At 64.5% G+C, this 22,873-nt stretch carries 10 protein-coding genes and 1 tRNA gene; 3 read left to right on the top strand and 8 right to left on the bottom strand.

Annotated features, from left to right (window positions below):
• The first annotated feature begins 428 nt into the window (after nucleotides 1–428).
• The gene (locus SK095_RS07570) at nucleotides 429–2,306 is read left to right on the top strand and encodes a hypothetical protein (RefSeq protein ID WP_320548472.1); all 1,878 of its coding nucleotides are present in this window, start codon (nucleotides 429–431) and stop codon (nucleotides 2,304–2,306) included.
• 1,066 nt (nucleotides 2,307–3,372) lie between these two features.
• The gene (locus SK095_RS07565; protein ID WP_320548471.1) at nucleotides 3,373–8,886 is read left to right on the top strand and encodes a DEAD/DEAH box helicase; all 5,514 of its coding nucleotides are present in this window, start codon (nucleotides 3,373–3,375) and stop codon (nucleotides 8,884–8,886) included.
• Nucleotides 8,887–9,170: 284 nt separating this feature from the next.
• On the opposite strand, the gene SK095_RS07560 is transcribed toward SK095_RS07565, so the two are convergent.
• From SK095_RS07560 to ccoN, 8 genes are all read right to left on the bottom strand, one after another.
• A tRNA-Pro gene (locus SK095_RS07560) sits at nucleotides 9,171–9,247 on the bottom strand.
• 100 nt (nucleotides 9,248–9,347) lie between these two features.
• Nucleotides 9,348–10,295: a DMT family transporter gene (locus SK095_RS07555; protein ID WP_320548470.1), complete on the bottom strand. Its 948-nt coding sequence runs from the start codon at nucleotides 10,293–10,295 to the stop codon at nucleotides 9,348–9,350.
• A 180-nt stretch (nucleotides 10,296–10,475) separates the two neighbouring features.
• Nucleotides 10,476–11,732: an amino acid permease gene (locus SK095_RS07550; RefSeq protein ID WP_320548469.1), complete on the bottom strand. Its 1,257-nt coding sequence runs from the start codon at nucleotides 11,730–11,732 to the stop codon at nucleotides 10,476–10,478.
• Nucleotides 11,733–12,111: 379 nt separating this feature from the next.
• Nucleotides 12,112–13,635: a 4-hydroxyphenylacetate 3-hydroxylase N-terminal domain-containing protein gene (locus SK095_RS07545; RefSeq protein WP_320548468.1), complete on the bottom strand. Its 1,524-nt coding sequence runs from the start codon at nucleotides 13,633–13,635 to the stop codon at nucleotides 12,112–12,114.
• A gap of 228 nt (nucleotides 13,636–13,863) precedes the next feature.
• Nucleotides 13,864–14,616, bottom strand: coding sequence for a helix-turn-helix transcriptional regulator (locus SK095_RS07540; RefSeq protein WP_320548467.1), 753 nt, complete (start codon nucleotides 14,614–14,616; stop codon nucleotides 13,864–13,866).
• A gap of 152 nt (nucleotides 14,617–14,768) precedes the next feature.
• Nucleotides 14,769–19,910 carry a RecQ family ATP-dependent DNA helicase gene (locus SK095_RS07535; RefSeq protein ID WP_320548466.1) on the bottom strand — a complete coding sequence of 1,714 codons (5,142 nt, stop codon included), beginning with the start codon at nucleotides 19,908–19,910 and terminating at the stop codon, nucleotides 14,769–14,771.
• Between the two features lie 257 nt (nucleotides 19,911–20,167).
• Nucleotides 20,168–20,335: a hypothetical protein gene (locus SK095_RS07530; protein ID WP_320548465.1), complete on the bottom strand. Its 168-nt coding sequence runs from the start codon at nucleotides 20,333–20,335 to the stop codon at nucleotides 20,168–20,170.
• An 11-nt stretch (nucleotides 20,336–20,346) separates the two neighbouring features.
• A complete protein-coding gene (ccoN, locus tag SK095_RS07525; RefSeq protein ID WP_136489039.1) occupies nucleotides 20,347–21,786 on the bottom strand; it encodes a cytochrome-c oxidase, cbb3-type subunit I in 1,440 nt (479 codons plus the stop codon).
• 206 nt (nucleotides 21,787–21,992) lie between these two features.
• Between ccoN and SK095_RS07520 the strand changes: the two genes are divergently transcribed.
• Nucleotides 21,993–22,856 (top strand): LysR family transcriptional regulator, encoded by an 864-nt coding sequence (locus SK095_RS07520; RefSeq protein ID WP_136489040.1) that lies wholly within the window; start codon nucleotides 21,993–21,995, stop codon nucleotides 22,854–22,856.
• The last annotated feature ends 17 nt before the right edge of the window (nucleotides 22,857–22,873 follow it).

Genomic DNA, 22,873 nt, shown 5'->3' with positions numbered 1-22,873 from the left:
GGGCCGGGCGGGTACAGTGTGACTTCGCTCTTCTCCGAGGGGAGAAGCTCACCACACAGTCGGTATATGTGTCTCCCGTCACCTGACATGCTAGCCACACTGGTATCTGTCCTGGCCGATCCGACTTGCTCCGTAGAAATTGACTTCCGCGGTCTGGGGCGCCTGTACCTCACCGGCGTGAGAACATGCGTTAACCTTGGAGGAGACCGGCGAGACCTTCCCCCGGCGCTAAGGTCAAGGTTACTAAGTTTCATGCTTCAACTGCGGCTAGCCGAACCGGCAGCCATGCATGGGGGCGACACTGCGCTGGTCGAGGCCCTGGCTAAGCTCAGGCCAGAACCGTCGCTCTTACCACATTACCGTTCGCTGGTGAAGGAAGTTCTCGCCTGCGGCTTCAAACTTAACCGCTTAGAAGAAGGCGTCTCGCCATGAGCTACCAATATGACCAGGAAGCCAAGGAGCGGATCTCCGCATTGGGGCAAGCGGCGCTCACCGAATTCTTTGAGGAGATCCCTCCGAGCTTGCGTCGACCTGCCTATAGGTCTCTGCCACGAATCCAAGGCTTCAGGCCGGACTCGCCGGCCGAGTTCAAGGAGAAGCAGAAGCGCTTGATCGGTCACCTGATCCATCCGCCGGCAGGCTCTAGGGAGACTTCCGATTGGAGGGTTTTCAGCCAGCTTTGGGAGGTCTGGGCGAGGGGGCGGCTTGGCAAAGAATTCCCGCCAGGTAACAATTTTGAGTTTTCCTCCGAGGCCGGTACCGCCTTCTTGAAGGAGCTCGCCGAGCGCTTTCCAGATGCCGCCAGGGAGGAAATTGAGCGTTTATTCATTTTCAGCGGCTTTCCAGACCATCCCGATGCAGCAGAGGCGCTCGAGCGTTTCCGTCCTGCCTCGACTATTGCACATGACCGGATGATCGAGGGGCTTCCGGTGCGCATGGAGGATATCGAAGGCCGCCTTGGCGTTGCCGAAACCGCTTCTGCGGATGCAGTCAAGCGGATTGAGCAGCTCGAGATCGCCTCTGCTGGCCTCGATACAGAAGCGAAAAATGCGGCTAGGAGTATTGACCAGAACTCCAGCGCGATTTCCGAGTTGCGAGTTGCTCTGGATGCGGAATCAACGCGCGCTCGCGCAATCGAGAAGGTCGTCAATGCGCTAGACAATGAAAGCAAGAGGATCGCTGAAGCTGTCCTCGCTGCCGATAGCCGGGCCGACGATCTTGAGCAAAGCCTTCAGGCTCTTGTGACACGCAAAGAAGAGTGGGACGGGGCTATAACGGAGATAGTTGCGCTCAAGGAGGACGTCGCCGGACTTTTGGTGCGCGAAACCGACTGGGCCAGAGCCTCCGAGGCCATTAGTGTGCTGGCAGAGCGAGTGACCGCTCTTGAGAATATCCTGGCAGGGGGCAACGCAGGATTGGGAGCTGGGCAGCGGGGTAGGCTGCTTGAGAACAAGCAGGAGGGTCCGTTCGTTGACATTACTTCCGTCGAGGGCGCCTGCGCCCTGATTGCATCGAATCTTCAGGCGGTCGGCGTCATGAAGGGCGCAGCCGTTGACGCAGCCCGCCTGGTAGTCGGCGCCTTTATCGCCGGCCAGATTGTGCAGTTTTCAGGCTCGCTCGCAGACTTTGTCGCTGATGCCGTGGCGGCGGCCGTTGGCGGCCAGACCTACAGTGAATGGCGGGTGCCTGTCGGGCTTGTTTCCCACGAGGTCGCATCCGACTGTATTGAAACTGCTGCGGAGTCATCGGATTGCCTGCTGCTGAAGGGGGCGAATCTTTCGGCCTTTGAGGTCTATGGCTCCGCGATTCGGGATGTCGTCGTACGCCGTCAATTTTCCGCAAATAGCTTCGGACGCCTTGCGCTGGTCGCATCTTGGGCGCAGGGGGCAGCGGTATTCCCCGATGGTGGCACGCTTGCCGAACTAGGCCCGGTGTTCGATACAGATACGTTCCGGATGCGAGGAGTGTCGGCAAAATTACCCCAGATGAAGTTCGGTCGCCTAGCGAAGGATGCCTGGTCGGAGATCGTGGATCGTGACGATGCTGCTTCCACACCAGCAGAGAATAGATTGAGCGAGCTTCTGAAGGAGGCCGGCTTTAAGGGGGGGGGTCTATGGAGACGTGTGACCAGCCAGGCATACGCGATCCTTCGATCTATACCCGGCGGGAATCCAGAAGGAGACCTTTACTCGCTGTTGATCTTGTGGGCCATTCCTTGGGCCAAGGCAACAGGTGGCCCAGCTAAAGAGATAGCTCAAATCGCTGAGCGTGAGTTGGCCGAATGGCGCACAGAAACAACGCTTTGAGTGTAGGGGGCTCGATGGAATTGCTGGCAGTCCCGCGTGAGAGGGCGCGAAAAATTGTTGCGGCGGGAATGCGCTGCAAGCTGGAAGGGGAAGGACTCCGGATCTCAGCCGTATCGGAGTGCCTGCGGGCGGCGTCACATCTGTCCTCCGCCCCGGTGAGCGAGCACGGGATATGGGAGCCTGCCGCCTCTCTCCGCCTCGCCAGCATGGTACGGCGTAGGCTGACTCCGCTGTGGCCGGAGCTTGCTGGTGACGGAGAGGATACGTGCCCAGGGGCGCTTGACGTACTAAAGAGCCTGGCCGAACTGGGCGACATGGCCGGGCTGGAGGGAGGCAAGTGGCTCGTATCACCGCCACATGCTGTGTGGGCCGGCGATGGGCTAGCTGTACTTTTGGGAGGTGGCCCAATGGAGGTGCTCCCCCGTGCAGTGGCCGCATCGGCCTGGGTTTCAGGGCGAGGACGCTTGGTCGAGCCTGCCGTTTGCGAGGGCTGGGCTGATCTATGGGATGCGAAGGACTGGATCGGTGCCCCAGCCGAGGGGCTTGAGGCTTGGTCTGTGCGGCTGCTGGCCGAGGCTGCTGCCCGGCTTAAAGATGCCCCAAATGATATGAGCGAAGCCTTCACTTACCTGCGCAGCCGCTGGGTCAGACTTGCGGAGCTTCCGGCGGACGAGGGCGGGCTGTTTCTTTTTAGAGAACGCATTGGGCAGGGGAACTCATACTTCGTCGGCGAGCTTGCTAGGAAACGCATCCGGAGGTTGAGCGCTATAGGGGCATCGGATGCAAGGCGCCTACGCTTCTATTTGGACGCACAGGCTAATCGCCCCGTTAGGGTGAGGGCTATCACTGCTTCACAAGGACTGGTGACACTTCGGTTAGCACGTGCCTTGCCCGATAGGGAGGCACGGGTACTCCTCCTTGGCTGGCGGGTCCCCTCCCCAAAGGATGAGCACCCTGGCGTAACGCACCATGTGTTCCCCGTGGAGACTCTGCCGATTGTGCGCAGAGTATTCGAGGGGCTGAAGATCGTGTTGGACGAGCGCTTTGACGTAAGGAGTGGTGATTGATGAGCGGAGTATCGAAGGTGGTCGAAGCGACAGGCGTCCACGAGGCAGCGAGGAGCCTAGCGGAAAGCCTCAGGCAATATATCGAGGCCCAGTATCACATCCGTGACGAAGGGCTGGTCAGAGAGCGTCATGCGCTTCTCAGGGCTGTTTCCACAATCGCTCAGGCGCCCTATGTGGAGGCCACGCCGGTCTACAAGCAAGGCGACTCCTACGGCAGCTTATCAATCCCCAAGGCAGCAATCGATGCCCTGACCCAACTCGCTGAGATGGAGGTTGGCCTTTATCCTCGCCCCTACGAACACCAGTCGCAGGCGCTTGAATCTTTCCTCGGTGATGAGGCGGCCGACTTGGTCGTGGCAACGGGCACCGGCTCGGGAAAGACCGAAAGCTTCCTGATGCCTGTCATCGGTAAATTGGCAATCGAGGGAGTGGAAAGGCCTGAGTCTGCGGCGCTTCCAGGCTGCAGGGCGATGCTGTTGTATCCGATGAACGCTTTGGTCAACGACCAGCTTGCACGTATCCGGCGTTTGCTCGGCAACCCCGAGGCCGCAAAGGTCCTTTCGAAGGGGCGGCCAAAGCCCGTTCGTTTCGGTAGCTACACAGGACGCACACCCTATCCAGGACGCCGCTCTTCTCAGCGGGACACGCTCTTCATAAAGCCGCTTTTCGATGGGTTCTACCGTAAGGTGGCCGAGAAGCAAGCTGTCCGGATGGAACTGGAACGGATCGGTCGCTGGCCGAGCAAGGACCTCGATGCCTTCTATGGGCACGAGGCGGCCCAGACCAAGACTTACTCCAAAGGGAAGAACGCGGGCAAGCATTACATCGAGAACAACTGGAATAGCCGGCTGATAACACAGCCTGGCGACCGCGAACTTATGACGCGGCACGAAATGCAGCATAAGTGTCCCGAACTGCTCATTACCAACTACTCCATGCTCGAGTACATGCTCATGCGCCCCATTGAGCGCAGAATCTTCGAGCAGACTAGGGACTGGCTCAAGGCTGACCCTCGAAACGAGTTCATCTTGGTCCTCGACGAGGCGCACATGTATCGAGGGGCCGGCGGTGCGGAGGTTGCGCTCCTCATTCGGCGTCTCTGCGCACGCCTGGAGATACCCCGCGAGCGCATGCGCTGCATCCTTACTAGCGCGAGCCTTGGCTCCGGCCCAACTGCGATTGAGGACGGTGAACGCTTCGCTCGGGATCTGACTGGGCTTTCGGAGAATTCCTCCCGGCGCATCAGAGTGATCCAGGGTACGGCGGAGCACCGCCCATCCTCACGCCCCTCCACGCGTGAAGAGGCCGAAGCGCTGGCGACCTTTGACCTAGCCCCCTTCCAGAATGCTGCCAACGATCTGGACGGTGCGCGGGCCGCCGCGGCGGCCCTGGCCATGGAACTGGGATGGAAGATGCCGCCCGTAGGCGACCATGAATTGTTTCGGGACTGGATCTTCGAGAGCATGACGGGCTTTGGCCCCCTTGAGGATCTGATAACGGCAGTGTCCGGCAAGGCGATCAGTCTCGATGCCCTCAGTGAGGCGCTTTTCCAGGACTGCCCTTCGAATATTGCAGCTCGAGCGACCGATGCGCTGCTCGCCTTGGGTAGCCATGCCCGACGGCGCTCCGATGGGCGCATCCTGATCCCGACCCGTCTGCACCTCTTTCACAGGGGCCTGCCTGGCCTCTACGCCTGCGTAGCCCCCGAATGCTCGGAAAGGCTCGGTGGTCACGCCGCCTCCACTATTCTGGGTCGCCTGCACACAAAGCCCCTGGACAGGTGTGGCTGCGAGTCGAAGGGGAGAGTCTACGAACTACTCACCCACCGTGATTGTGGCGCCGCGTTCATCCGCGGATATGTAAGCTCCGACAAGAGCTTCGTCTGGCACCAGCCGAGCGGCCCCTTGTCAGATGGCGAGACTGTCGATCTCATCCCTATCGAGATCTTGGTCGAGGAGAGTGTCCACCCACTCAGCCGTCATCAGGATATGTGGCTGCACATTTCGACCGGGATTCTGTCTTCGAGCTGCCCAGCGGGAGTTTCGGGCTACCGGAAGGTGCGTGTGCCCGATAAGCCCACGATCGGTCCGGAGATTTCCTTCGACGAATGCCCTGTCTGCATGCGCAAGACCCGAAGCGCCAAGAATGAGCCCTCCAAGGTGATGGATCACGTGACGAAGGGGGAGGCTCCGTTCACTGCATTGGTCCGCACACAGATGACTCGCCAGCCAGCCAGCCGTGCCATTGATGCCAGGCATCCCAATGGTGGTCGGAAGGTGCTCATCTTCTCTGACGGTCGACAAAAAGCAGCCCGGTTGGCGCGCGACATCCCCCGGGATATCGAACTCGATGTGATTCGACAAACGGTCGCGCTTGCGTGCGCTCGATTGGAGGGGCTTTCGCATGAGCCGAGGCCGACTCAAAACCTCTACCTCGCATTCTTGTCCGTTCTTTCCGACCATGACCTCCCCATTTTCGACGGGCAAGATGCGAAAAAGGTTGCTGCTGCCCGCATCGAGTTCGAGCGTGACTGTGACGGTGACTTGAGCCAGGCCTTTGAGGATGAGTTCACTCCATCGGAGGCGCCACCTGCGCGATACCGGATTGCGCTACTCAAGCTCCTGTGCAGCAATTACTACTCGCTCTCGGGGACGACTGTAGGCTTCGTTGAGCCCGCACGGGCGAAGCTCAAAAAACTGAAGAGCGACATCAAGGATGCGGGGGTATCGCTTGGGGACGAGGACATCAGGGCGCTTGCGGTCGCCTGGATCGACGACTTGCTTCGAGAGTTCGCGTTCGACCCATCACTTGATCCGGCACTTCGCTGCAAAGCGGCCGGTTACTACAAGCCGGACTGGGGGAGTAAGGGACGCTTCGACAGGGCTTTAGGTGAGGCTCTTGCTCTTCGCTCCGGCTGGGGGAAGCATACCATCGAGGCTATCGAGGCCGTTTTCCGTGGTCAGTTGGCTTCCGAGGAGAATGGCGCCTGGTTCCTTTCTCCGAACTCTCTGCGTCTGAGGATCGACCTCTCCCATATTTGGCATCAGTGCTCGGACTGCACCGCCCTCATGCCACTCGCTTTCGCTGGGACGACTTGTCTTGCCTGCGGGAGTGAGAGCGCCAAACCCGTCGATGCCACGGCGAGCTACATCGCCGCCCGCAAAGGCTTTTGGCGGCAGCCAGTGCAAGAGGCCCTTGCTCCCGGCGCCCGACTCTCGAATCTCAGTGTCGAAGAGCACACAGCTCAACTATCGAATCGGGATCGCAGAAGCGTCCACTCCACCACAGAGCTTCATGAGCTGAGATTCCAGGATGTCCTTATCGAGGACTCCGACAGACCGATCGACGTACTCAGTTGCACCACTACCATGGAGGTTGGTGTCGACATCGGCTCCCTGGTTGCAGTCGCGTTAAGAAACGTGCCGCCTCAGCGCGAGAACTATCAGCAGCGCGCCGGCCGTGCGGGGCGCCGCGGAGCCTCAGTCTCGACCGTAGTGACTTACTCCCAGACCGGGCCGCATGACAGCTACTACTTCCTGAACCCCAAGCACATCGTGGCCGGGTCGCCACGTACGCCGGAGGTGAAGGTTGATAACGCCAAGATCGCCCGACGGCATGTGCATGCCTACCTGATTCAGACATTTTTCCATGAGCTAATGGAGCAAGGTGCCAGCGGCCCTGGCGAGAAGACGTCGATGCTGGAAAAGGCGCTCGGCCTCACTCGAGAGTTCTTCCACGGCGCCCAAGACACGGGTATCAACCTCGAAGGCTTCAAGGACTGGGTGTCGCGCCGCGTCCTCGCCGCAGAAGGCGACTTGAGAGCCTCAGTCACTGCCTGGCTTCCCCCGTCCCTTGACACCGGAAGCACCTCCTTGGAGGAGTGGCTTGCGGAGACAGGAAAAGAGTTCTTGGCGAAACTGTCCGAACTAGCCGCGGATGTCCCGCCACCTGTCGTCTCGGATAACGGCGAAGATGACGATGAAGCAGAGGATGACGACAAGGCAGGACCGAAATTCGAACAGGAAGAGCTCCTGGAGTTTCTGTTCTTCCATGGCCTCCTGCCGAGCTATGCATTCCCGACAAGTCTCTGCAGTTTCCTAGTAGAGAAGCGCGAGAAGACCCCCAAGGGCGTCTGGGAGAATCGCATTGTCCAGCGGCCTCAACAGTCGATCTCGCAGGCGCTGAGCGAGTATGCCCCCGGGCGACTGATCGTTATTGACAAGAAGACCTATAGGTCAGGGGGGGTATTCGCCGACCGGTCGGCTGATGAGGTTAGCCGGGCCAAGCCACTTTTTTCCGCTGCAAAGAAACTCGTCCATTGCAAGGCGTGCTCCTTCATGCGTGATCCTCATAAAACCTTCGGTGGGGATACCTCATGCCCTGTATGCGGCGGGGCACTGGAGGAAGAGACGATGATTCAGCCGGAGGTCTTTGGTCCAGAGGGTGCCAGAGAACTCCCCGAGGACGACCGTGAGCAGGAGATTACCTTCGCAACGATGGCTCAACTCCCGCAACCTGTCGATCCGGAGGCATTCACCTTCAGTGCCTGCGGGCCGAACGCCAGCTTTACCCATGCGACGGACCAAAGATTGGTGACCGTCAACTGGGGCAAAGAGGGAGGCCAGGCTGGCGGATTCTCCGTGTGCATTGAGTGCGGGAACGCCTCAGTCTATGAACCGTTCTCGCCAGCCAAGGGACCGCATCAGCGCCCGTACCAAAGCTCAAAGCCGCAATGTTCCGGTGAGTTCAGGCGCGTGCTTCTCGGCCATCATTTCCGCTCTGACCTTCTGTTGCTGAGGCTGAAAGTCGCAGCGCCAATCGTGACTGATACTACCGACATTGTTTCCCTGCGGATGCTTGAAGACGCACTTCATTCGATCGCCGAGGCGATCAGGCTTGCGGCAAGTCGTCACCGGCAGTTGGACCTTGATCCGGCCGAATTCGGTTCTGGTTTCCGCATTATGCCGGCTCTCCAGGACGAAGCTCGGATGCTGGATATCTTCCTATATGACACCCTTTCAGGGGGGGCAGGCTATGCCGAGGTTGTTGCCAGGAACCTGCCCGAGATCCTGGAGGCTACGCTCCGGGTCTTGGAAGATTGCTCATGCGACACGTCATGCACTGAATGCCTCAATCACTTCCACAATCAACACATTCAGGGGCGGCTGGACAGGAAGCTCGGGGCGGCTCTCCTGCGCTACGCAATACATGGCGATGAGCCGAGTTGCTCCTCCCCTGACGAGCAGGCAGCCGCACTGTCCCAACTGTGCGCCAGTCTTGAATTGGACGGTTTCCACTGTTCGAAGGGGGGGGCGCCCGAAATGCCCATCTTGGTCGAACGAGATGGCTATGACGTAGCTGTGGGTTGCTACCCGGGACTCATCGGCAGGCCGGAGTTCATCCATCCCGTCAAGGGGGCGAGCAATGTTCGCAACACTGTGGCATTGAACGAATACTTGCTCAGGGCCAACCTGCCTGACGCCCATCAGAGGGTTCGAAATATGTTCCGTTAGCCTACGGCAGGGGTGTGCACGGAACGTCCCAGTGACATCTAGACGTGTTGACGTTTCGCATCGGTAGCCATGGTGGCGCGCAGGCCATGGCTGCCGTGTTTGCATGATTTGGTTTCGGCTTGTTGCAACGGAGTGCTACCGCTCGGGGCTCTGAGAGGAGTGCAAAGCCGATCTCAATTGGCAACCAATTGGCAACCAGAGTGGTCAACATTCGATCAGCAGCAAAAACAGACAGGCATAAAAAAACCCAAGCACCTATGGGTGCTTGGGTTTTTTGGAGTTTTTGGTCGGGACGGAGTGATTCGAACACTCGACCCCTTGCACCCCATGCAAGTGCGCTACCAGGCTGCGCTACGCCCCGAAGTGTTTCCGTCTGCCGGAAAACGAGGGTGACTATACACTAAGCTTCTGAAATGTGGAAGTTTTTTTCAGCCTCTCCCTGTTTGCATCGAGGTGTGGCGTCAGGTGCTGGCGCCCGCAGCGGACGGCCGGCTGTGCCGTGTCACCGCAACGCAGACTCCGCCCAGCAGCAGGACGATGGCGAAGGCCTCCAGCAGGCTGGGCAGGCGCTGCAGGTAGACGAAGCCGTAGACCAGGGCGAACAGGGTCTCGAAGACCACCATCTGTCCCGACAGGGTCAGCGGCAGGCGGCGGGTGCTGGCGTTCCAGAAGGTGTAGCCGAGCCAGGAGGCGACCACGGCGAGGGTCAGGTTGACCAGCCAGAAGGCTTGCCAGCGCTCGGTGGGCAGTTCGACCCGGGCGGTGGCGAGGCCGAGCAGGTCGGCTGCCAGCCACAGGCCGCCGGCCAAGAGGCCGGTGACCACGCCGGTGAGCAGCGACCACTCGTTGCTGTTGAAGTGCGTCTGGCGCTTCAGGCAGCGTGCGTTGTCGGCGGCGAACCAGCTCCAGCAGGCCAGCGCCAGCAGCGCGCAGAGCATGCCCAGTACGCGCTCGCCCAGCGGCTGTTCCGGAGCGCCGCCGAGCAGCAGCGCCTCCAGGTTGATGCAGGCGATGCCGGCCAGCACCGCCAGCAGCGGCCAGAGCAGCCGGCGCAGGGACGGGGCGTCGGCCTCGTTGCGGCCGAGCAGGGTGATGGTCAGCGGCAGCACGCCGATCACCAGCGAGGCGGGTGCGATGCCGACCCGCTGCACGGCGGCGGCCAGCAGGATGAAGTAGACGACGTTGCCGGTCAGCGACAGGCGCACCAGCGCCAGCAGGTCGGCCAGGGTCAGCCGGCGCCACAGGCTGCGTGCCAGCGGCAGGCCGATCAGCAGGGCGATGAGGCCGTACATGAGGAAGCGCCCGCAACTGAGCAGCAGGGGCGAGAAGTCGGGGAGCAGGGCCGGCGAGAGGAACACCAGCCCCCAGGCGGCGCCGGCCAGGCCGCCGTAAATGACACCATGCTTCATGAGTCGTCTCCTGGGGCTGCATGGCCAGTATCCGCAACGCATGGAAGTCCATGCGGCGGGAGTCGCTGGCTCGTCGTGTGCCGCGCTGTGTGCGGGTAGCGCATGGTGCGGATCAAGGATTGTCCTAGCGAGTAGCGGATAGACGCAGGAGCCCGCTCTGCGGGCTCCTGCGGGGCGGGATCACCAGCCGGCCGGCAGCAGGTCCAGGGCGCTGCAGACCGCGTAGGCGGCGCTGGCCAGGTAGATCGCCACGATGGTCGCCTGCACCGCCGGATGGGCGATCCAGCCGCACTGCCAGGCCGGCTGCAGGTCGCCGTGGCGACGCGCGGCACGCAGCATCAGGATCGGCATGATCGACAGGATCACGCCGCTGAAGGCGCCGGCGAAGTACAGCGCGTTGACGAAGCCGACCATGCCGCTGTAGGCCAGCACGAAGGGCGGCACGCACACCAGGCCGAGCACCACCAGGCGGGTCTTGGGCTGGGTTTCCGCGCCCAGGGAGTGGAACTTGTCGAAGATGTTGGTCAGGAAGCTGCCGCCCAGGCCCCAGTAGGAGGTCAGCATGGCGCACAGGGCGAAGGTGTTGGCGGTGTAGAACGCCCACTGGCCGAGCGCCTGGCCCCAGGCCAGGGTGGCCACCTCGGTCTGGTTCTCCAGCCCGGTCAGGGAAATCACCGACATCGGCACGATGGCCAGCAGCACGAAGGTCAGCGCCATGCCGGTGATCACCGCCCTGGGCAGGCGCGCCGGTGCGTGGCTGAAGCCGCGGGCCATCTCCGGCACGATGTACTGGGCGGAGAAGCAGAACACGGCGATGTTGAACACCGGCACCATGTACACCCAGTCGCCCTCGAACAGACGGGCGACGTCGGTGTTGTCGTGGATCAGGGTGGCGACGACCAGCATGACGATCATGCTGACCATGCCGATGCTGATGAACTTCTCGCCCTTGCCGATGGCGCCGAGGCCGAGGTAGAGCACCAGCGCCGCGGGCGCGAAGAACAGCAGGCTGCCCAGCGCCGGGTCGATGCCGAGGAAGGCGCTGAGGATCTTGCCGCTGCCGCTCATGTAGGCGATCAGCGCGCCGATGCTGTTGACCGCCACCGAGACGAAGATCGCCCAGGCGCCGAACGAGCCCACGTAGCGCTGGGCCAGGCCGCTGAGCTGGCTGTGGGTGCGGGTGCGCAGCGCGGTTTCCGACACGTACAGCATGGAAATGGTGGTGAACACGCCGGCAACCGCCAGCCAGATCAGCAGCGGCATGAAGCCGGCCTTGCGGCTGGCGTAGGCCATGGACAGCACGCCGGCGCCGATGTTGGTGCCGACGATCATCGCCACGGCCTCGAGGAAGCTCAGGCGCGTGACCTCCAGCCCCGACGAATCGACGGACTCCACTGCGACCTGATCCTGATGGGACTGGATCCGGGTATTACTCATAGAAAGCGCCTCGCATCAACGTTCAACAGAAACAGGAGGACCGGGACCTTGAACTGCCATGGCCTTCAGGTCTGCGAATGCGCGAGGACACTGCGGGGCAACGGTGGGTAAGGCGCCTCCTGGCAATCGTCCTGACACCGTGGCGGCACCGGACTGGCTGCAGGAGTGCAGGGGGCCGGACCGCCGGTTTCAAACGGGCGGTGAAAATATCACACGGGCTGTTGTTTTTAATTGATGTTTTTCTACGACTTTAGGTGGGGGCATCCTGCTGCTGGCATGATCGATGCCGGGCGGTTTTCGCCGGGCATGGGTGAACGCTGGACACAAAAAAGGGAGGCCGGACGAATCCGGCCTCCCTTCGCGCCAGGGCTGGCGGCTATCACTTCAGGCCGGGAATCTTCCAGCCGTTGACGTCGTACTCGCTCATGCACTTCTGCGACAGTTCGCGCATCTTCTTCATCTCGCCGGTGGCGCGGGCGCTGCCCAGGCACTGGATGCGGATGGCGTCGGCGGTGCCGGCGTAGTTCAGCTCGTACAGGTGGTGGCGACCGCCGAACTCGGTGCCGATGGCGTCCCACATCAGCTTCATGATCTTGATCCGGTCGGTGTGCTTGATGTCGCCGGAGCCGCGGCAGTAGCGGGCCAGGGCGGCGTCGAGCTCCGGATTCTGCAGGTCGACGTTGCTCCCCGGCAGGTAGATCAGGCCGCTGGCCGCGGTGGTCTTGATGATGTGGAAGATCTTGTCGTAGGCCATCGGCGCGAAGGTGCGGTAGTTGAACGCCGACTCGGTCGGCGGCAGGTAGGCACCGTTCTGCCACTTCTCGGCGGCCAGGCACATGTGGTCGGTGATCGACCAGAACAGGTTGCGCCAGGCCACCACTTCACCCAGATCGGCGCTCACGCTGCGGAAGTCGATGGCACCGGTGCACTCCAGCACCTGCTCGAGCAGGCCGGCGAGGAAGTCCAGCTTGACCGCGAAGCGGGTGCAGGCCTGCAGCGGGTAGAGGCGACCGAAGCCGGCGGCGAAGCCCCACTGCACCAGCTTCTGCTTGTCCTTGTAGATCAGCACGTCTTCCCAGGGGATGAACACGTTCTCCAGGATCAGGATCGCGTCGTTCTCGTCGAAGCGCGAGGACAGCGGGTAGTCGAACGGCGAGGCGGTCTCGGTGGCGTTCTTCTCGTAGGACACGCGGGAGATCAGCTTGACCCCCTTGGCGTTCATCGGGGTGATGAACAGCAGGGCGAAGTCGGGATCGTCGCCGATCTCCTGGGCTGCGGTCTGGCCGATGAAGTTGTAGTGGGTCAGTGCGGAGTTGGTTGCCACTACCTTGGCGCCGTTGACGTAGATGCCCTCGTCGGTTTCCCTGGTGACGTGGACGTAGATGTCCTTGACCGAGTCGCTCGGCTTGTTGCGGTCGATCGGCGGGTTGACGATGGCATGGTTCAGGTACAGGCAGTTTTCCTGGATGCGCTTGTACCAGGTCCGCGCGTTGCCTTCGAAGCGGCCGTAGAAATCCGGGTTGGCGCCCAGGGTGTCACCGAAGGCAGCCTTGTAGTCGGCGGTGCGGCCCATCCAGCCGTAGCTCATGCGCGCCCATTCGGCGATGGCGTCGCGCTGCTCGAGCATCTCCTCGCGGGAGCGGGCGTAGCGGAAGAACTTGTGGGTGTAGCCGCCGTTGCCGGTGTCGGTCGCCCAGCACAGCTTGTCCTTGGTTTCCGGGGCGTGCAGGGCATCGTAGAGAGAGGCCACGGTCTGTGCCGAGTTGCGGAACGCCGGGTGGGTGGTGACGTCCTCGACACGCTCGCCGGCGTAGTAGACCTCGCGACCGTCGCGCAGGCTGGCGAGGAACTCCTCGCCATTGAACGGACGACCGGCTTGCTTGATGTGGCTCTCGGGTTTCATGGGCACGCTCTCTCTCGATTCTTGTAGTGGGTTACTACTACGAAGAGATCAGGTTAATGGAGCCTGCCGGAGGGGGTTGTCACCTGAAAATGGTGACAGCTAGTGGCCTGTGCGGTTGGTTGGTTGACTCAAGTTCGGATGACCATGGTTCCGAGACAAGGCGCCGCGACGAGTCATAGCAGGGCCATGGGCGCCGAAATTGACCAACTGAACCAGCCAAACAGGCCACTATTGACAGAGGGCGAACAGCTGGGCGCGGCTGGAGATGCCGAGCTTCTCGTAGGCGCGTTTGCGGTAGGTGGCCACGCTGTTGAGCGACACTCCCAGTTCGTCGGCGATCAGCTCGCTCTTCTTGCCCTGCAGCACCGCCTGGCAGACCTGCTGCTCGCGGTGCGAGAGGAAGGCCAGCGGGCCCTGGGCGAGCATCTTCTGGTTGATCAGGTAGTGCTTGACCAGCAGGCTGCTGAGCATCCGCGCGGCGCTGGCTTCGTCCTCGGGATGGCGGAATGCCTCGCCGAAGCTGCCCGCGCGGCGGTACAGGTTGAGGTAGTAGTTGCCCGCTTCGTGGCCGCGGATGATCGACAGCTTGTCCTTGAAGCCCGGCTCGTCGAAGAAGCGCCGCCGGTAGTTGGGGCCCATGTCGTTGCCCAGGTGTTCCAGGTGCAGCACGTGCAGCTCGCCCGGCGGGCATTCCTTGAGCAGGGCGAAGTTGGGGTCCTGCATGTAGCGGCGCTCGCTGATGTAGGAGTGGGCGAGGGCGCGGGCCGACTCGTCCTGGGCGAAGTCCTTGTACAGCAGGGTGGAGACGCGCTTGTCCGCGGCGCAGAAGAACAGCATGCACTGGTCGGCGCCCAGCACGGCGTGGACCCAGTCGAGGAAACGCTCGAGGAAGTCGTCCTCGCCGAGACCGTCGAGCAGGGCCAGCAGGGCGGGGGAGGGCAGCCAGCCGGGTGCGGGCTGGCCGGTGGGGGATGCGGTCATGGCTTCACTCTTCGTCGCTGGCAGCGTTGTCCGATGACAAGTGTAATCCTCCGGCCTCGGCGACAGCCTGCGTCTCGGGGACAGTGGCCGGGCTGTCGTCATGCCTGGAAAATGTGGGGGCGTAAGCTTGTCAGCATCTTCGCCCATCGTCATCAGGCGCCGCGCTCCCGCCCGCGCAGGCGCGGCACCACGATCTCCCACTGCACGCACCGGAGGCCGTCGCGGAACTGTTCCTCGCCGTCCTCGGCGTAGCGGGTGAGAATGCCGGCCACCTCGCAGTGCTCGATCTCCAGGCCGTGGCGGAAGGCGAGCGAGGTGCGGCCGATGCAGCGGCCCCGGCCGTCGAGCAGCAGATGACGCTCGCCGTCCGCGCGCAGCTGCAGCGGGTCGCCGGGCTGCAACTCGGCGATGGCTTGGTGGATGGGCGCCTGCGCGGGGTGGCGGCCGGCGAAGCCGAGGTCGATCTCCTGCAGGCCGAGCGTGCGGTAGCGGGTCGCCAGCTGCGGGTCGTGGCGGCCGGCGAAGTCCCGTTCCTGCACCTCGCCGGCGAGGGCGCGGGACAACGGGTTGCCGGGCTGGAAGGCGGCCAGGGTCAGGGTTTCCCGCGCCCGGGTCATGCCCACGTAGTACAGCCGACGCTCCTCCTCCAGTTGCTCCGGGCGCTGCTGCCAGCCGCCGTCGAGCAGCGCCACGTGGCGGAACTCCAGGCCCTTGGCCGAATGCACGGTGCCCAGATACAGGCCGGGGCGCGCCTGCTGGCGCAGTTCGCGGGCGTAGTCGTACAGCCAGTCGATCAGCGCCGCGCGCGACAGCCGGCAGTCGCCCAGTTCGCCCTGCAGCTGCTCCAGGGCGGTGGCGAAGAACGTCCGCCACTCGGCCCCGGCCGCCCACTCGGTGAGGCTTGCGCGCAGCCCGGCGACGTCCGGCAGCGCATCGCCCGCGCGTAGCCGCTCGATGGCGTGGACGAAGCCGCGCTGGCGGGTCAGCGGCAGGCTGTCCTGGTCGTCGGCGAGGTGGTAGGCGACGCCCCGCTGCTCGCACCAGGCCTGCAGTGGCTGCAAGTAGCGGCGGGTGCGGGCGAGCACGGCGCAGCCCTGCCAGTCGCTGCACTGCTCCAGATCGAGCAGGCGCTGCAGCTCGCCGAGCAGCGCCTGGGCCTGCAGGTTGCCGTGCTCGCGGTCGCTCGCCGGCAGCTGCAGGAGCAGCACGCGGCCCTGGCGCTGCGCATCCAGCGCCTGCCAGCGGCCGCCGTGCGGCTCGGCCTGGCGCTGCCGGTCGATGCGGATCGGCTGCGCGGCCTTGAGCCGCCCCGGATTGCCTTCGATCAGCCGGTTGGCGGCGGCGATGATCGCCTGGCTGGAGCGGTAGTTCTCCACCAGGTAGCTGATCTCGGCGGCGTACTGTTCGCGGTAGCGCTCGATGTAGCGGTTGCTGCCACCGCGCCACTGGTAGATGTTCTGGTCGTCGTCGCCGACGGCGAGGATGCACAGGTCGGCGTCGCCATCCTCGCTGCGCCGCCTGGCCTGGGCCAGGGCGCTGACCAGGCGGTACTGGCGCTCGTCGATGTCCTGGTATTCGTCGACCAGGATGTAGCGGTAGCCGCGCAGCAGGCGCTCGCGCAGGTCGTCCTCCTCGCCCTCCACCAACTGGCGGCCCTCGAGCAGTTCGGCGGCGCGCTCCAGCAGGGCTTCCAGTTCGCGCTCGTCGACCTTGTCGCGGCGGGTGAAGCTGGTGCCGGTCAGGCGCATGGCCATGGCGTGGTAGGTCAGCACGGTGAGGCCGAAGGCCTCCTGGCCGACCAGTTCGAGCATGCGCCGGCGGATCTCGTTGGCGGCGTGGCGGTTGAAGGTCAGCGCGATGATGGCGCTGGCCGGCACCCGGCGCACGCGCAGCAGGTAGGCGATGCGATGGACGATCACCCGCGTCTTGCCCGAGCCGGGGCCGGCGAGGATCAGCCGGTTGCGCTCGCCGTCGGTGACGATGTCGCGCTGGGTGGCGTCGAGCGGCCCGGTGATCGCCCGCCAGGAGGCCTCGCTGGTGGCCAGCGCCAGCACCTTGTCCCTGCCGGCGAAGTAGCGGCGCAGGAACGCCTGCTTGCTGTCGCTGAAGTAGTGCAGCACCAGATTGAGCGCCGCGGCCATCTCGCGCAGGGCGATCTCCGCGTACTCGCGCATCACGTGCACCTGGATGCGCCGCTCGCGGTAGTGCTCGTCGAGGCGCTGGAAGTCCTCCTTGAGGTAGTTCTGCCTGTCGCGCTCGGGGTCGATGGCGATGGTCATCGCCCGGCGCATCACGGTCATCCCGTGGTTGAGGGTAAGCACCTCCTGCTGGTGCAGGTACAGCAGCACGTGCTCGAGGGCGGCCTGGCGCTGCTCCGGCCGGATGCGCGGGCCGAGCTCCAGGTCGGCCTCGAGCAGCCCGCGCAGTTCGCCGAAGGTGGTGGTCACCAGCAGGTCCTTGCCGCGCGCACCGGCCGGCAGCTTGCCGAGCAGGAAGGGCAGCAGCACAGCGGCGATGGCGCGGCGCTTCTCGCCCAGTTCGGCCACCTGGCGCCAGCCGTAGCCATTGCGCAGGCGCAGCTTGAGGTAGTCGCGGTTGAGCTGGCGCAGCTCCAGGCAGCTGCCCTGCTGGCGGTCGCCGTCGCGGTCCTGGGCCAGGCTGTGCAGCAGGCGCAGGATGTGCAGCGGCAACAGCCCGGGCAGGGTGGCGGTCTCGCGCAGCTGGGCGGTCAGCGCGGGCAGGTGCAGGTCCTGCCAGTCGCCCTCGCCGGCGTCCGGCGCCAGTTCGGCCAGGGTTTCCAGCAGGGCCTGTTCCAGCTGCAGCGACTGGCGCAGGCGCTCGGCCGAGGCGTCGGCCATGGCGTGGCGCAGGTAGAGGGTCAGCTGGGTGTCGTTCTCCAGCAGGCCCAGCTCCTCCAGCTGGCGCAGGCTGCCGGCGACTTCCTCGGCGGTCTGCCCGGTGAGCGTCATCAGCCGGTCGGTGTTGACGCGCTCGTCGGCCTCCGCGGCGTAGAGGTACTGCAGGATGGCGCGGAACTCCTCCAGACGGCGGGCCGGCAGGCGGGCCTGCTTCAGGCGCGCCTCGGCTTCGTCTTCCGGCAGGCTCAGGCGCGCCGGGAACACCCGCGTGTGGTTCTCCTCGCGGCGCAGGAAGCGGCCGCGCTCCAGCCAGGCGATGGCGGTGACCACCTTGGTCTCCGCGTCGCGGTCGTCGGCGTCGAAGCTGGTCTGCACGCCCTGGAGGATCTCGCCGGCGCTGATCACCAGTTGGCCGCCCTTGCGCCGCTTGCTCTCGTCGCGCAGCTTCCTGAGGATCTGCTGGATGTCGCGCTGGCTGAGCTGCGAGCGCTCGCTGAGGCCGAACTGGGTCTCGATGTCCTGCGGGTCGTAGAGCAGCACGCAGCGCGCCTGCTGCTGGTCGCGCCCGGCGCGGCCGGCCTCCTGCAGGTAGTTCTCCAGCGAGCCGGGGATGTCGGCGTGCACCACCAGGCGCACGTCTTGCTTGTCCACGCCCATGCCGAAGGCGTTGGTGGCGACGATCACCCGCAGCCGGCCGTCCTTGAACGCGTCCTGGATGTCCTTCTTCTCGTGGGGCTGCAGCCCGGCGTGGAAGTGGCGGCAGGCCCAGTCCTGGCGCTGCAGGAATTCGGCCAGCCCCTCGGCGTTCTTGCGGCTGGAGACGAACACCACGGCGCCGCCGTCGCGACCGGCCAGCTCGTCCTCGAGCAGCTGGTGGGTGCGCGGCCACTTCTCGCCGGGACCGACCGGCTGCACCTCGAAGCTCAGGTTGCTGCGCTCGGGCGTGCCGATGAACTCGCGGAACTCGATGCCCAGCGCGTCGCGGAAGTGGCTGCGGATGTCCTCCAGCACGTCGAGCTTGGCGGTGGCGGTGAAGCAGCCGACCGGCGCCAGCGGCGCGTCGCCGCTGAATTCGCGGATGAAGCGCGCGACGTACAGGTAGTCGGGGCGGAAGTCGTTGCCCCACTTCGACAGGCAGTGCGCCTCGTCGAAGATCCACGCGCCGATCTGGCGCTGGGCGAGGGCGCTGCGCAGCGCCTTGTTGCGGAACTGCTCGGGCGACACCAGCAGCAGGCCGACGTCGCCGAGCTGGAGCTTCTCCAGCACGTCGGCGCGCTCGGGCAGGGTCAGCAGGCCGTTGAGCGCGGCGGCGCACTGCACGTTGCGCGCCAGCAGGCCGTCGACCTGGTCCTTCATCAGCGACTGCAGCGGCGAGACGATCACCGTCAAGCTGCCGTTGCGGTGGTAGCGGTTGAGCGCCGGCAGCTGGTAGCACAGCGACTTGCCGCCGCCGGTGGCGAGCACCGCGAGCACCGAGCGGCCCTGCATGCCGGCCAGCACGATGTCCTCCTGCGCGCTGGCGCCGCCCGCCTCGCGGCGGAAGTCGTCGAAGCCGAAGTAGCGCCTGAGCTCGTGGCGCGGGTCATGGGCGCTGCGGCAGTACTGGCAGGCGGGATCGCTGCACGGCTGGTCGCGCAGCTCGCCGATCAGCTGGGCCACCGCCGGGAACTGGTGGCGCACCCAGGGTGCCAGCACCGAGTTGCCGCCGGCCACCCGTAGCCAGGCGAGGGTGTAGGCCAGCGGCCAGTGCCGCTCTGCCTGGTGCAGGTCATGGGCAATCAGGCTGGCCAGACGGGTGCGGCAGACCTTGAGATCGCGGGACAGGGTGGGATTGCTTTCCCGCAGCAGCGTCGGCAGCAGTTCGCCGAGGCGCTCGACCGGCAGCGGCCGCTGGCCGCTCATGTGCATGAAGAAATTGCCGAGACCGGCGCCGACCTGCGGCGCGACCAGCGCCTGGTAGCAGAGCAGCTCCTCGTTGCGGCTCGCGTGCAGCTGGCGGAACGCCTGCTGCTGGTCGAGGAACAGCGCCAGGGTCGCCCGGCAGTCGGCCAGCGGCGAGTTGAGGCTGGCGCGGATCAGCTTGTAGTCCTTGATCAGCCGGTGGTACGGATTCTGCGGGAAGGCCAGCGGCGACAGGCGCAGGGTGTCGATGGCCGGCAGGCGCAGCAGGGCGAGGCCGGGAGCGGCCGCCTCGAGCAGCGGCAGGTCATGGCCCAGCAGGTTGTGGCCGAGCAGGAAGCTGGCGCCTTCGGCCAGTTGGTCCAGCTGCCTGAGCGCGGCGTCGAGGCGCTGGGGTGACGGGGTGTCGAACTCCAGCTCCGCGCCGGTGTCCGGACGCAGGGCGCCGAGCTTGATGATCCGCGCCGGCTGGTCGGCAGTTGCCGGCACCACCTCCAGATCGAATACCAGACACTTCGGTTGCGCAGGCACCGCCATGAATCGCCTCGTCCCTGTGAAAAATCCAAGCAGGGCGCGACTTTAGCGCATGCGCAGGGGAGCGGGAAATGTGACGGAGTCAACGTCTCTGCGCTGAACTCCCGGCCGCCCGCTCGTCATCCCCCCTTGCCGCCGGCCAGGTTGCCGAAGATGTCGGGGAAAAGACGAGCCCGCGCGCGGGTAGCGGCGGGCTCCAAGGCGTCCTCGTGGGACGGGGCGCCATCCATGGCATGGAACACCCGGTTGGCGGCTGGCCCTCAGGCGACCAGCCGGCGCGACTCGGCAGCGGCCAGGCGCCACATGGCCTGGGGATCGTCGGCGAAGGGCAGGTGCGCGGCAGCGTCCAGCTCCTCGGCGGAATGGCCCTTCAGGCTGAGGTACAGGCCGAACAGGCTCAGCAGGGTGAGGCAGGACAGGATCAGCATGGCGGTTCTCCTCAGTGCGCGACGGCGGCAGGGATGCGCGGCGCCACCCGCTCGCCGCTGCGCACGGTGCACCAGGCGTTCCAGGCCATCAGCAGCATGCCGCTGGCGAAGATGCCGCCGCCGATCAGGCGCACCACGTAGCCGGCATGGCTGGCTTCCAGCGCCTCGACGAAGGAGTAGGTGAGGGTGCCGTCGGCGTTGACCGCGCGCCACATCAGGCCTTGGGAGATGCCGTTGACCCACATGGCGGCGATGTACAGCACGGTGCCGATGGTCGCCATCCAGAAGTGCGCGTTGATCAGCGCGATGCTGTGCATCCGCTCGCGGCCGTACAGGCGCGGGATCATGTGGTAGAGCGTGCCGATGCTGATCATCGCCACCCAGCCCAGCGCGCCGGCGTGCACGTGGCCGACGGTCCAGTCGGTGTAGTGGGACAGGGCGTTGACGGTCTTGATCGCCATCATCGGGCCCTCGAAGGTGGACATGCCGTAGAAGGCCAGCGACACCACCAGGAAGCGCAGGATCGGATCGGTGCGCAGCTTATGCCAGGCGCCGGAGAGGGTCATCATGCCGTTGATCATGCCGCCCCAGGACGGCGCCAGCAGGATCACCGACATCACCATGCCGAGGGTCTGCGCCCAGTCGGGCAGCGCGGTGTAGTGCAGGTGGTGCGGACCGGCCCAGATGTACAGGGAGATGATCGCCCAGAAGTGCACGATGGACAGGCGGTAGGAGTAGATCGGCCGCTCGGCCTGCTTGGGCACGAAGTAGTACATCATGCCGAGGAAGCCCACCGAGAGGATGAAGCCCACCACGCTGTGGCCGTACCACCACTGGATCATCGCGTCGGTGGCGCCCGAGTACAGCGGGTAGGACTTGAGCAGGCCCACCGGGATGACCGCGTGGTTCACGATGTGGACCATCGCCGTGACGATGATGAACGCGCCGTAGAACCAGTTGCCGACGTAGATGTGACGCACTGTGCGCCGCGCGATGGTGCCGAAGAACAGCCAGGCGTAGGCGATCCAGACGATGGTCACCCACAGGGCGATGGGCCACTCCATCTCGGCGTATTCCTTGGAGGTGGTGAAGCCCAGCGGATAGCTGAACAGGATGGCCACCACCGCGGCCTGCCAGCCCCAGAACACGAAGCTGGCCACGCGATCGGAGATCAGCCGCACCCGGCTGGTGCGCTGCACCACGTAGAAGGACGTGGCGAACAGGGCGCCGCCGCCGAAGGCGAAGATCACCAGGTTGGTGTGGATCGGCCGTATGCGGCCGAAGCTGGTCCAGGGCAGGCCGAGGTTCAGTTCGGGCCAGACCAGCTGGGCGGCGATGACGACGCCCATGGCCATGCCGAACACCCCCCAGAACAGGGTCGTCAGCGCGAACTGGCGGACCACCCTGTAGTTGTAGGTGGCTTCGGAGTCGGGAACGAATTCAGTTGTCATGGCTGTTCCGGATGCACGCAGGTTTTTGGGTTTTTGCCCTGTAATCGGGCCTTGGCAAGGCCGCGATAGTCTGGCGCGCACGGAATGATTCAACAAACTAATAATTATGAGCTATAAATGCATTATTTTTGATGGCTGGCCGGGTGCCATGCACCACCGCAAGGCCCCCGGCCACACTTGGCAGCCTCCACCGGAACGCGCAAAAAATGGACATCGAACTTGCCCGCACCTTCCTCGAAATCGTCCGCTGCGGCAGCTTCATCGCTGCCGCCGAGCGGCTGCACGTCACCCAGACGGCGATCACCGCACGGGTGCAGAACCTGGAGGGGCAGCTCGACTGCAAGCTCTTCGTGCGCAACCGCTCCGGCGCCACGCTCACCGCCAACGGTACGGCGTTCGTCGCCTACGCGAACCAGCTGATCCAGACCTGGGAGGCCGCCCAGCGCGATCTGCCCCTGCCCGAGGGGTACCGCAAGCTGCTCCATGTGGGAGGCGAGGTCAGCCTGAGCAGCCCGCTGCTGCTGCAGTGGGTGCGGCGCCTGCGCGAGCGCTTCCCGCAGCACGCCATACGCGCCGAGACCGGCGCTCCCGCGCAACTGCTGGAGCAGCTTGAGGATGGCCGCCTGGATGCGGCGCTGGTCCACAGCCCCGTCTATTGGGCCGGCCTGCAGGTCGAACCGCTGCTGGAGGAGCGACTCGTCCTGGTGCGCTCGGTGAAGAACCCCGAACCCTACCTGTACATCGACTGGGGCGAAGATTTCCGCCGCGGGCACGACGCTGCCCTGCCCGAACATGCGCGGGCCGGGCTCAGTTTCAACCTCGGTCCGCTGGCCCTGCAGTACCTGCTGGAGCAGGGCGGCACCGGCTATTTCCGCACCCGGGTGGTGCAGGCCTACCTGGAACGCGGCCTGCTGGAGCGGGTGCCCCGGGCTCCCGAGTTCAGCTACCCCGTGTATCTGGTCTACGTCCGCGAGCGCGACACCGCGGAGCTGCAGCAGGCCTTCGCACTGTTGCGCGAGGTGTCCCGGCAGGAACGGGACTGGTCGCAGCGCTGGGATCCACTGATCTAGGGCCTTGCCCGCCCAGC

The sequence above is a fragment of the Pseudomonas sp. AN-1 genome, assembly GCF_034057115.1.
In the GTDB taxonomy this organism is placed as follows: domain Bacteria; phylum Pseudomonadota; class Gammaproteobacteria; order Pseudomonadales; family Pseudomonadaceae; genus Geopseudomonas.
Note: the sequence above shows the minus strand (reverse complement) of the source record. Positions and strands in the feature narration are given on the sequence as shown.

Excerpts from the sequence above, each read along its gene's own strand:
- SK095_RS07570 (WP_320548472.1), top strand. The coding sequence starts at position 429 with ATGAGCTACCAATATGACCAGGAAGCCAAGGAGCGGATCTCCGCATTG.
- SK095_RS07565 (WP_320548471.1), top strand. The coding sequence starts at position 3,373 with ATGAGCGGAGTATCGAAGGTGGTCGAAGCGACAGGCGTCCACGAGGCA.
- SK095_RS07555 (WP_320548470.1), bottom strand. The coding sequence starts at position 10,295 with ATGAAGCATGGTGTCATTTACGGCGGCCTGGCCGGCGCCGCCTGGGGG.
- SK095_RS07550 (WP_320548469.1), bottom strand. The coding sequence starts at position 11,732 with ATGAGTAATACCCGGATCCAGTCCCATCAGGATCAGGTCGCAGTGGAG.
- SK095_RS07545 (WP_320548468.1), bottom strand. The coding sequence starts at position 13,635 with ATGAAACCCGAGAGCCACATCAAGCAAGCCGGTCGTCCGTTCAATGGC.
- SK095_RS07540 (WP_320548467.1), bottom strand. The coding sequence starts at position 14,616 with ATGACCGCATCCCCCACCGGCCAGCCCGCACCCGGCTGGCTGCCCTCC.
- SK095_RS07535 (WP_320548466.1), bottom strand. The coding sequence starts at position 19,910 with ATGGCGGTGCCTGCGCAACCGAAGTGTCTGGTATTCGATCTGGAGGTG.
- SK095_RS07530 (WP_320548465.1), bottom strand. The coding sequence starts at position 20,335 with ATGCTGATCCTGTCCTGCCTCACCCTGCTGAGCCTGTTCGGCCTGTAC.
- ccoN (WP_136489039.1), bottom strand. The coding sequence starts at position 21,786 with ATGACAACTGAATTCGTTCCCGACTCCGAAGCCACCTACAACTACAGG.
- SK095_RS07520 (WP_136489040.1), top strand. The coding sequence starts at position 21,993 with ATGGACATCGAACTTGCCCGCACCTTCCTCGAAATCGTCCGCTGCGGC.